At 71.0% G+C, this 10,019-nt stretch carries 7 protein-coding genes; 2 read left to right on the forward strand and 5 right to left on the reverse strand.

The features are described 5' to 3' along the window. The 5 genes from CKO41_RS18480 to CKO41_RS17145 all read right to left on the reverse strand — a co-directional run. A partial coding sequence (locus tag CKO41_RS18480; protein WP_207144144.1) for a hypothetical protein occupies window positions 1-193 on the reverse strand: 193 nt, incomplete at its 3' end. Window positions 194-196: 3 nt separating this feature from the next. Beyond that, the gene (locus tag CKO41_RS17130) at window positions 197-2,245 is read right to left on the reverse strand and encodes an alpha-carboxysome scaffolding protein CsoS2 (protein ID WP_242464402.1); all 2,049 of its coding nucleotides are present in this window, start codon (window positions 2,243-2,245) and stop codon (window positions 197-199) included. A gap of 320 nt (window positions 2,246-2,565) precedes the next feature. After that, window positions 2,566-2,907, reverse strand: coding sequence for a ribulose bisphosphate carboxylase small subunit (locus tag CKO41_RS17135; RefSeq protein ID WP_200255467.1), 342 nt, complete (start codon window positions 2,905-2,907; stop codon window positions 2,566-2,568). Window positions 2,908-2,951: 44 nt separating this feature from the next. After that, window positions 2,952-4,367: a form I ribulose bisphosphate carboxylase large subunit gene (locus tag CKO41_RS17140; protein WP_200255468.1), complete on the reverse strand. Its 1,416-nt coding sequence runs from the start codon at window positions 4,365-4,367 to the stop codon at window positions 2,952-2,954. 373 nt (window positions 4,368-4,740) lie between these two features. After that, window positions 4,741-5,013: a RuBisCO small subunit-like domain-containing protein gene (locus tag CKO41_RS17145; RefSeq protein WP_200255287.1), complete on the reverse strand. Its 273-nt coding sequence runs from the start codon at window positions 5,011-5,013 to the stop codon at window positions 4,741-4,743. Between the two features lie 436 nt (window positions 5,014-5,449). On the opposite strand from CKO41_RS17145, the gene CKO41_RS17150 reads away from it, so the two are divergent. After that, complete coding sequence (locus tag CKO41_RS17150) at window positions 5,450-7,096, forward strand: NADH-quinone oxidoreductase subunit L (protein ID WP_200383164.1); 1,647 nt, start codon at window positions 5,450-5,452, stop codon at window positions 7,094-7,096. A gap of 31 nt (window positions 7,097-7,127) precedes the next feature. Next, complete coding sequence (locus tag CKO41_RS17155; protein ID WP_200383165.1) at window positions 7,128-9,776, forward strand: YbcC family protein; 2,649 nt, start codon at window positions 7,128-7,130, stop codon at window positions 9,774-9,776. The last annotated feature ends 243 nt before the right edge of the window (window positions 9,777-10,019 follow it).

The following is a 10,019-nucleotide window of genomic DNA, read 5'->3' on the forward strand; positions in this document are numbered from 1 at the left end:
CCTCGCGCAGCGCCGTGGCCCCCGCGTGGCCGAGCGCCGTGCCGGCCGCACCCGGGGCCTGACCGCGCGCGCTCGACACGGGCGTGGGGCGGGCGCGCCGGGAGAGCCCCGCCAGCGCCGGGCGGGCGGCCGGTCGCTCACGCAGCGAGCGGCCGTGCGGCGGCGCGGTCCTCTTCGGGGAGAGCGGCGTCATGGCTCAGGCCCTCGCGCCGCCCGAGACGGTCACGAGCGCCCCGCGCTCGGTGCTCCCGCTGCTGCCGGTCACCCGCTGCGGGGGCGTCTGACGCGCCTGGGATTCCTGAAAGGTCCGCGCGCCGGCAAAGGCACCCACGGTGGCGCCACGCCGACTCGGGTTGCGGGCAGAGGCCGAGCGACCCTCGGTACCCGTGACGCGCTCGTTGCGACCCCAGTCGTCGCCCGTGATGCGCGTCCCCCCGTCCAGCCCCTCGCCGGTCACGCGTGGACGTGGCGACTCCGCAGGCGACCCCGTGGCCGACCCTTCGACCGAGTGAGGGGCCGACGGTGGCATCGATCGGGCCGTCGCCGTCGGGGCCGGATGCAAGGCGCTCGGCAGCGCCGTGGTCGCCGAGGGCGGCTCCGGGCGCCGGCGGAAGTCCTCGGTGCCGGTGACGACGCCGCGACCGAGGTTGAACGGCCCGGTGATACGACCCTCGTCCTGCGGGTAGCTGGTCCCCGTGATCAGGCCCGATGCCCGTGTCGCCTGAGCCGCCCGCGCCGGGGAACGCACGCTGAAGGCCCCCCAGTTGCCACCGGTCAAGGGCTGGGGAAAGTCCGCGCTCCCGGGCGTGCTGTCCGCGCCCTGTCCACACTCGGCGAAGTACTGGTCCGCGCCGACATAGGGGGTCCCGGAGACGGCCAGGCAGGCACCGCGTTCGTCTCCGGTGACGCCGCCGCCGAGGCCGGGCGACTGGCCGGTGAGGCTGGCACCCGGCGTGTCGCGCCAGCTGCGGACGCGCCGGGCCGCCGCCTCGCCCGCCGGTGGCGGGCAGAAGGTGTCGTACTGCGCTGGACCCACGTAGGGGGTGCCGGTGACGATCTCGCAGGTCCCCGGCTCATCGCCGGTCACGCGCGGGGCGCGCCCGACCCGGGTCCCGGTGACCGATCGGCCATGCCAGGTCGCGTCCGCGCCGACCTTCTTCCCGCCGCTCGGCTCGGGCTGCGTCGCGCAGAAGGCCGTGTACTGTTCGGCCCCTACATATTCGCTGCCCGTCACGAGCCGGCAACTGCCGGGCTCATCGCCGGTGACCCGTGCCCCGCGCCCGAGCAGGGTGCCGGTCACGGCGCCGCCGCTGAAGGTACGGGTGACACCCACCTTGACCGGCCCGCCGGACGCGTCCGGGCCCGTGTAGGGCGTCCCGGTCAGCGCACGCACGGCGTGGGCCTCGTCGCTGGTGGCCTCGATGCCGCGCCCGGCACGGGTGCCGGTCACGGGCTGCCCCCCGGCCCGGCCCGCCGGGGCGGATCGCGGCCGCGGCTCGGCGGCGCTCGCGCAGAAATCCTGGAAGACCTCGGCGCCGAGGTATTCGGTGCCCGTCACGCGGGCGCAGACGCCGGGCTCATCACCCGTGGTCTTGGTGCTGCGCCCCAGGCGCGTGCCCGTGACCTGACGGCCGCCGGCCGTTGCGCTCGCCCCGTCGGCCGCCGCCGTACCTCGGCCGCTGCGCCCGTTCGGGCGCAGGCGACCGCTCGGGCGCGCGCCCGTCGCACAGGACTTGCCGTGTTCGCAACGCTCCTGGCGCACCTGGCGGGCGATCTCGCGCGAACTGGCCCCCGCCTCGCGCCACAGGGTCGCCGCCGCGGATGGGCTGGATTGATGACCCAGCGCCTTCAGGCCGTTGCGCCCCGCGGCCGCAGTGGCGGCGCGACGCGCCATCGACAGGCGCCGCCCGCGACTCAGGGTCGCCGCCTTCATCGGCGAGCGGCCCCGGCTGACCGCCGTCGGCCGTCTCGATCCCGGCTCGGTCGAGCCTGCCGTGCCCGGCCGCCCGAGCGGCGACGGCGCCGCCCCCGGGGCGCGCGCGAGGCCACGCGCCGGGCTGCGACCTGGGTCGTCGCCGCGAGGGGTCTCGCCGGCGGCCGGGCCGATCGGCGCGCCGATGATCTGGCGGCGTCGCGCCATGGCGGCGTCGCGACCCGTGAGCCCGGTCGGTCGCTCCGGCCGTGACGCGGCCGCCGCTGGATCGCCCGCCGGGCGGCCCTGCGTCAGGCGGCTGCGCTGGGCCATCGCGCGCCGGCGTCCGTTCGAGGACGGGGCCCGCGCGGCGGCCGGGTGCCCGGTCGCGGCCGGTGTCGCAGGCGCCGGGCGCACCGAGCGGTCGGACGGCTCGCGGTGCCGATCAGGGCCTGGGCTGGACGGCTTGGCACGGCCGCCCGGGGCGGAGGTCGTCGCCGCCTTGCCGCCGTCGGCGATCCGACTGCGCCTGGCCATCGCCGCCGCCCGACCTGTCAAGCCTTGCTCTCTCGCGCGCTTAACCATGCCTCGCTCCATTCGTCTCGCTGCGTTGTCTCGTGGCCGGGTCGCTCGATCCTGCCGAGGCGCCCCCGTCAGAACGCCCGGTGCACCAAGAAGGCGTGTCCCTTGGTCTGGGCGTAGTTGTCATAGCCGACCAAGCGGACATGGTGGTCCGGATACGCGCGACGGCACGCATCGATCTCGGCCAGGATCACCCCCGCATCCGTCTCGCCGAAGAAGGGCAGCTTCCACATCGGCCAGTAGTACTCGAAGGCGCGGCTCGGGTGCTCGTGCTCGATCGAGGCATTCCAGCCGTTACCGAGGATGTAGAGGATCTGCTCCAGGATCTCGTCGCGATTCAGGGCCGGCAGATACGAGAAGGTCTCGTAGCGACCGACGGTCTCGTGGTCGCCCAGGTTGTACTCTGTGCTCATGGCTCGTTGTCTCCGCGGTCAGGTGTCAGGACCATCGATCCGGATCAGGCGACGTCGAGCTTGTCGACGACATCGAACTCGAACTTGATCTCCTTCCAGGTCTCCATCGCCGCGGCCAACTCCGGGCTGTGCCGGGCGGCCTCGGTGAGGATCTCGCGCGCCGCCTTCTCGACCTCGACACCCTCGTTGCGCGCCTTCACGCACGCCTCGGTCGCCACGCGGTTGGCGGCCGCCCCGGCCGCGTTGCCCCACGGATGCCCCTGGGTACCGCCGCCGAACTGGAGGACCGAATCGTCCCCGAAGATGGTCACCAGGGCCGGGATGTGCCAGACATGGATACCCCCCGAGGCCACCGCCATGACGCCCGGCATGCCGCCCCAGTCCTGATCGAAGAACAGACCTCGGGCGCGGTCCTCGGGCACGAAGGACTCGCGCAGGAGGTCGACGAAACCGAGCGTCGACTGGCGATCGCCCTCGAGCTTGCCGACGACCGTGCCCGTGTGCAGGTGGTCGCCGCCCGAGAGCCGCAGACACTTGGCGAGCACGCGGAAATGGATGCCGTGCTTGGGGTGGCGGTCGATCACCGCATGCATCGCGCGGTGGATGTGCAGCAGCATGCCGTTGTCGCGGCACCAGTTCGCGAGGCTGGTATTGGCCGAGAAACCGGCGGTCAGGAAGTCGTGCATGATGATCGGCGCACCGAGCGCCTTCGCGAACTCGGCGCGCTTGAACATCTCCTCGCAGGTCGGGGCCGTCACATTCAGGTAGTGGCCCTTGCGCTCGCCCGTCTCCTCCTGGGCCTTGCGCACCGCCTCCATGACGAACTCGAAGCGGTTCTGCCAACGCATGAAGGGTTGCGAGTTGACGTTCTCGTCGTCCTTCGTGAAGTCCAGCCCGCCGCGCAACATCTCGTAGACGGCGCGCCCGTAGCTCTTCGCCGACAGCCCGAGCTTGGGCTTCACGGTCGCGCCGAGGAAGGGCCGGCCGTACTTGTCGAGCCGGTCGCGCTCGACCTGGATGCCGTTCGGCGGCCCGCCGCAGGTCTTGACGTAGTGCAACGGGAAGCGCAGGTCCTCCAGGCGCAGGTGGCGTACCGCCTTGAAGCCGAAGACGTTGCCGACGAGCGAGGTCAACACGTTGACGATCGACCCCTCCTCGAAGAGGTCCAGGGGATAGGCGACGAAGGCGTAGAAGCTCTCCTTGTCGCCGGGCACGTCCTCGATGCGATAGGCGCGCCCCTTGTAGTAGTCGAGATCGGTCAGGAGGTCCGACCAGACGGTCGTCCAGGTGCCCGTCGAGGACTCCGCTGCGACGGCCGCCGCGGCCTCCTCGCGCGACACCCCAGGCTGCTGGGTCACCTTGAAGCAGGCCAAGAGGTCGGAATCGAGCGGCACATAGTCCGGCGTCCAGTAGGTCAGCGCATAGTCCTTGACGCCCGCGTCGTAGGTCTTCGTAGCCATGATTCACTCCAGTCGATGGAATTCCCGGTGACGTGAGATGAAGGTAGATACGTTGTGCAAGGCTTTCCAATCAATTAAACGGATACCAGCGATAGACTTCTGTCGATATATAGACGGCGCACGGCGGCCGCCGAGGCTCGCAGCGGCGCGGGTGTCCGCCGCGCCTCGCCGCCGGTCGCGCGGCGCTCGATGCACAGGCTCGGGGGGCGATCGCCGTCGCGAAGGCCGCAGCGCGGCCGCGTCCGCAGGCCCGCGGACGGCCGAGAACGGCAGGGGGTCGGATCGACAGGGGCGCCGGGCGGGAGGCGGCCGGGCGGGAGGCGGCCGGACGGCCGGTTCGCGAGCGAACCGGCCGCACCTGCTCGCGGGGCCGTCAGGCGGCGTGGAGCGCGGGACGAGAGGGGTTGTAGACGAAGAGCGTCATGCGGCTATGGAAGCCGAGGTCCTCGACATTGAGGCGGATGTGGTGATCCCCGTGGGATTCCTTGCAGGTCTCGATCTCGCGGTCCAGCGCCCGGACATCCCCGTCGTAGCGGCGGATGTCTCCCCACTGCTCCCAGTGCGTGCAGCCCAGTCGCATCGCGGCCGTGTGCTCGATGCAGACGAAGCAACCCTTGCGGATGCATTCCCCGAGTTGCGGCGGCATCCATGCAGGCGCCTCGGCAGTGTACGCGGTCTCTCGATCGTAATGCGCCATGTGTGCAGGCCCTCGTTGGACGGCTGCCGCCTCGGCTGGGCAGCCTGGCTGAAGAATCCGGTTACCGCCCGATAACCGACCATGGCACTAGGAATTGGGGTCGGCGGCGGTAACGGAAATTCAACTTCGCCAGGGGTGCCATCGAAGGGCATCGATACCAGAACGCCGACGGGGCGCGCACCTTGCGTCCGACGGCGGCAACGTTCGCCACACGATCGCGGGACACGGCCGCCCGGGGCGCCGCCTCGATTCACCCGGCCCACGTGAACGCCAACATATCGACTTTCGTCGATCACATCGATACGAAAGATTTATTTTATTGAATAAAAAGCGCTCGCATATCCTCTGCGACAACGGCCGATTCCACCTTCGCCGGGGGGATACCATGACGACCGACGCCCTGACCGTCACCACTGCCGCCGCGCTTGCCGCACCCGTGTCGCTCTGGCTCGCCGCCGCCATTCCACGCGCCGCGGCGAACCGACAAGGTCCCTTGGTGGCCAAGGCCGCGACCGCGACGGCCTGGTTCGCGTTCGCCCTGGCCGTGACCGCGCTGGTCGCGCACGGCTTCGGGCCGCCCCGCTCGATGAACCTGCTCGCGGTGCCCCTGCCCTTCGACCTGGGCCATTTCGCGCTGGGGGTCTTCGTCGACACGGTGACCGTCATCATGCTGGCCCTGGTGTCGCTGATCGGCGCCGTGGTCACGACCTACGCACGCACCTACATGGCCGGCGACGCCGGCGAGGGACACTTTCACAAGTGGCTGGTACTGACGCTCGCTGCGATCCTGACACTGATCGTCTCGAGCAATCTGATCATGTTCGCGCTCGCCTGGATGGCGACTAGCCTGAACCTGCACCGGCTCCTCTTGTTCTACCCGGAACGGCCCGACGCCCGGCTCGCGGCCCATAAGAAGTTCGTGTTCAGTCGCGTCGGCGACGCGAGCCTGTTCACGGCCGCGCTCCTGATCGGGGCCTCGGTGCACACGCTGGATTTCGCCAATCTCGACGCCGGCATCGCCGCGCTCGACGGGACGATCCCGGTGACGCTGCACGTCGCCGCCTGGCTCATCGCGCTGAGCGCGGTGCTCAAGTGCGCACAGTTCCCGTTCCACGGCTGGCTGATCCAGGTCATGGAGGCCCCGACACCGGTCTCGGCGCTGCTGCATGCCGGGATCGTGAACGCCGGCGCCTTCCTGGTGATCCGCATGAGCCCCATCATGTCTTCGGCCGCTGGGGCGCTCGAGGCGCTGGCCGTCGTCGGCCTGGTGACGCTGACCGTCGCGTCGCTGGTCATGCTCACGCAGACGAGCATCAAGGTGTCGTTGGCCTGGTCGACATCCGCCCAAATGGGCTTCATGCTCCTGGAGGCCGGGCTCGGCCTCTACAGCCTCGCGCTCCTGCACCTGGTCGCGCACTCCCTGTACAAGGCGCACGCCTTCCTCGCCTCCGGCAGCAGCGTCGATGGCTTCCGCGCGCCGGTACTGCGTTTCAACAGCGGGGCGCCCAAGCCCTGGCATTGGCTGGTCGCCTTCCAGGGCGCGATCCTGATGGCCCTGGCCGCCGGATGGGCCTTCGGCATCGACCCGACCGCGCAGCCGGCGCTGATCGTCACCGGGGCGATCGTCGCCATCGCGACGGCCCAACTCCTGTTGCAGGCCTTGGTGCTGGAGGATGACGCCCGCCTGCTGATCCGGGCGACGGCGATCGGCGCCTTCGTCTGCTTCGCCTACTTCGCGCTGCACGAACTCTTCGAGCACGCGCTGCACGACAGCGTCCGACCCGTGGTGCCGAGCGGCGGCACATTCGATCTGGTGCTCAGTCTCGCGGTCGTCGCCGTGTTCGTCGCCCTCATCCTCGTTCAGCACCTGTTTACGCGGATCCCCGGCCCCCTGCGGCAGGCGATCCACGTCCATCTCTACAACGGGCTCTACGTGGATGTGGCGGTCACGCGCCTCATCGTGCGGCTCTGGCCGATCGGCCGGCGGCCGCCGCAACCGAAGAACGGGGCGGACTGCGAAGTCCCCGCCTGAGCACCGCATCGCACACCGCGGAGGACATGCGATGAACGCAACCGAGCGGCTCCTCGCCGAGGACAATCCGGACCTTACTACGACCCTGGCCGCAACGCCCGAGCGGGCGCGCCCAACGATCGAGCGCGCTGGGGTCACCCCCGTCGGCGACAGGGTGTCACCGGCCCTCGCCGCCCAGATCGAGAAGGCGTGCAACCGCGTCGCGCCCCTCTGGCCCCTGGACCGCTTCGTCGCCGTGAATCCGTTTCACGGGCTCGTCGACCAGCGCTTCGAGGAGGCCGCCGCGACGCTGAGACGTATCGCCGACGCCCGCATGTACATGCCGCGGGGCTGGTATGCCGAGCAGATCGAGAACGGTCGCATCACCGACGAAGACCTCCGCGAGGCCGCGCGACGCTGCGGGTGCGACGCCAGCCCAGCGGACTTGCGCCGTGCCGCCGCGGCCGAACAGCGCGCCCCGGCCGGGGGCGTGCCGCTGCTCACCGCATTGGTCGACGAACGCGACGCCGATGATTGGTCGAGCTTCGTCGTCGAGCGCATCAGCCACCATTGCGCCGCCTACTTCGATATGGGCCAGGCGACCTGGAAGCGCCCTTGGGAGGGGATGACCCTCTTCGCCTCCTGGCGTCGCTTCGCCGCCCTCGACTACAGCCTCACGATGATGGGCCAGGACGCGATGCGCGCCCGGGTCGCGGCCCTGCCGAAGTCGCCACGCGCCTGCATCGAGGCCGCGATCTGCCGTCTCGGGATCCCCACGCAGGCCGCGCTCGACTACATGCACGCCGCGCTCCTGGACGTCGGCGGCTGGGCCGCCTGGACCCGTCTGCTGCGCTGGGAGAAGGAGCTCGCGGGCGACCAGGATGACCACATCGTCGAGCTGCTCGCAATCCGCCTCGCCTGGGACGTGCTCGTCTACGAGCACAAGGCGACGCCGCTGTTGAGCCGGAGGTGGCGCCGCGTCTGCATCGACCTCGGGCGCGGGCGCGTGTCGACCGACGCCAACGCCGAAGGCGAGACCGACGCCGATGCGAGCGTCGAGCATGTCCTGCTCACGGCGCTCGAACTCGCCTATCAGCGCCGCCTGATCGGCGCCCTGAATGGCCTGCGCGACCAGCCGGGCGACGGGCAGGCGCCCGCCGATCCGCGCCCCAAGGTCCAGGCCGCCTTCTGCATCGACGTGCGCTCCGAGATCATCCGCCGCGCCTTCGAGACCGTCTGTCCCCGGGGCGAGACGCGCGGCTTCGCCGGGTTCTTCGGCCTGCCGATCGCGCACGTACCCTTCGGGGCGACGGCCCCCCGCCCCCACCTGCCCGTCCTGCTCACGCCCGCCTACCAGGTCTGCTCGCAGATCCACGGCGCCGACCCGCACGAGGCAGAGACCGTCATGGCCATCCAGCGACGCCGCGCCGGACTGGCCAAGTCCTGGAAGGCATTCAAGATGGGCGCCTCGTCCTGCTTCTCCTTCGTCGAGGCGGCGGGACTGCTCCTCTATGCGCCCAAGATACTCGCCGACAGCTTCGGCTGGAGTCGCCCCGTCGCCGCCCCGGACGACCTGCGGCTGGACGAGGTCACCGAGGGGCGGATCGGACCGACCATCGACGCCCCGCATCACGGCGCCTGCGCGCACCACGAACCGGCGCATCACGAAGCCCCCGCCGGCATCCCAGAGGCCGAGCGCCTCGGCCTGGCCGAGGGCATCCTGCGCGCCATGTCGATGACCGAGGGCTTCGCGCGGCTCGTCCTGTTGGTCGGACACGGCAGTACCGTGGTCAACAATCCCCATGCCGCCGGCCTCGACTGCGGCGCCTGCGGCGGCATGACGGGCGAGGTCAGCGCCCGCCTCTGCGCCATGCTGCTGAACGATCCGGCCGTGCGCCGCGCACTGGCGGCGCGCGGCATCGAGATCCCGGACGACACCTGGTTCCTCGGTGCCCTGCACGATACCTGCACCGACGAGGTGAGGCTCTACGACACCGACCGACTGTCCAGCGACTATGCCGAGGAGTTGGCCGAGCTCAGGAGCTGGCTCAGGCAGGCCGGCGAGCTGACCCGCTTGCAGCGCGCCGCCCGACTGGGCCTGGAGGGCCAATCGCTGGCCGCCGTCACCGCCAATGTGCGGCGACGCAGCCGAGACTGGTCCCAGGTGCGCCCCGAGTGGGCACTGGCGGGCTGTGCGGCCTTCATCGCCGCACCGCGCGGACGCACGCGGGGCCTGGATCTCGCTGGGCGCGCCTTCCTGCATGACTACGATTGGCGCGCCGATGCCGACTTCCGCGTCCTGGAGCTGATCATGACGGCGCCCATGGTGGTCGCCGGCTGGATCAACCTCCAATACTACGGCTCGACCACGGACAATCGCCGGTTCGGCAGCGGCAACAAGGTCCTGCACAATGTCGTCGGCGGTGCGATCGGCGTGTTGGAGGGCAATGCCGGGGACCTGCGCGTCGGCCTGCCGATCCAGTCCGTGCACGACGGCAAGCGCTGGATGCATGAACCGATGCGCCTGAGCGTCTTTTTGGAGGCGCCGCAGCGCGCGATCGACGACGTCGCCGCGCGTCACGACCTGGTCCGCCAGATGCTCGACAACGCCTGGCTGCACCTGTTCCAGATCGACGAGACCGGCGCGATCCGGCAACGTCGCCCGGGCGGGGGCTGGCGAGACACGGCGGTTGCCGCGTGATCCCCGCGCCCGGCACCCGAACGGGGCGCGACCACGGATCGACCCGGCGCGGCGGCGCCTCGCCGCGTCGCCACCTGGCGGCCCTCGTCGAGCCGCCCGCGACTGCCGCCTCTTGGCGCTGAGGCACGGCAACGACACCCGCGGTCGAACCGGGACAACCCGCCGTTTCACGCCGGCATCCACGGCCTCGGGCGCTCGCCCCCCGGGGGCAACCCGCCCGAGTCCGCCCAACCCCGCCGAACC

The organism is Thiococcus pfennigii (assembly GCF_016583835.1).
In the GTDB taxonomy this organism is placed as follows: Bacteria; Pseudomonadota; Gammaproteobacteria; order Chromatiales; family Chromatiaceae; genus Thiococcus; species Thiococcus pfennigii.

What these genes read in the sequence shown, in the direction of transcription:
- CKO41_RS17145 (WP_200255287.1), bottom strand. Translation starts at nt 5,013, where the DNA reads ATGCCGCCGCAACTCGGGGAATGCATCCGCAAGGGTTGCTTCGTCTGC.
- CKO41_RS17155 (WP_200383165.1), top strand. Translation starts at nt 7,128, where the DNA reads ATGAACGCAACCGAGCGGCTCCTCGCCGAGGACAATCCGGACCTTACT.
- CKO41_RS17130 (WP_242464402.1), bottom strand. Translation starts at nt 2,245, where the DNA reads ATGGCCCAGCGCAGCCGCCTGACGCAGGGCCGCCCGGCGGGCGATCCA.
- CKO41_RS17150 (WP_200383164.1), top strand. Translation starts at nt 5,450, where the DNA reads ATGACGACCGACGCCCTGACCGTCACCACTGCCGCCGCGCTTGCCGCA.
- CKO41_RS17140 (WP_200255468.1), bottom strand. Translation starts at nt 4,367, where the DNA reads ATGGCTACGAAGACCTACGACGCGGGCGTCAAGGACTATGCGCTGACC.
- CKO41_RS17135 (WP_200255467.1), bottom strand. Translation starts at nt 2,907, where the DNA reads ATGAGCACAGAGTACAACCTGGGCGACCACGAGACCGTCGGTCGCTAC.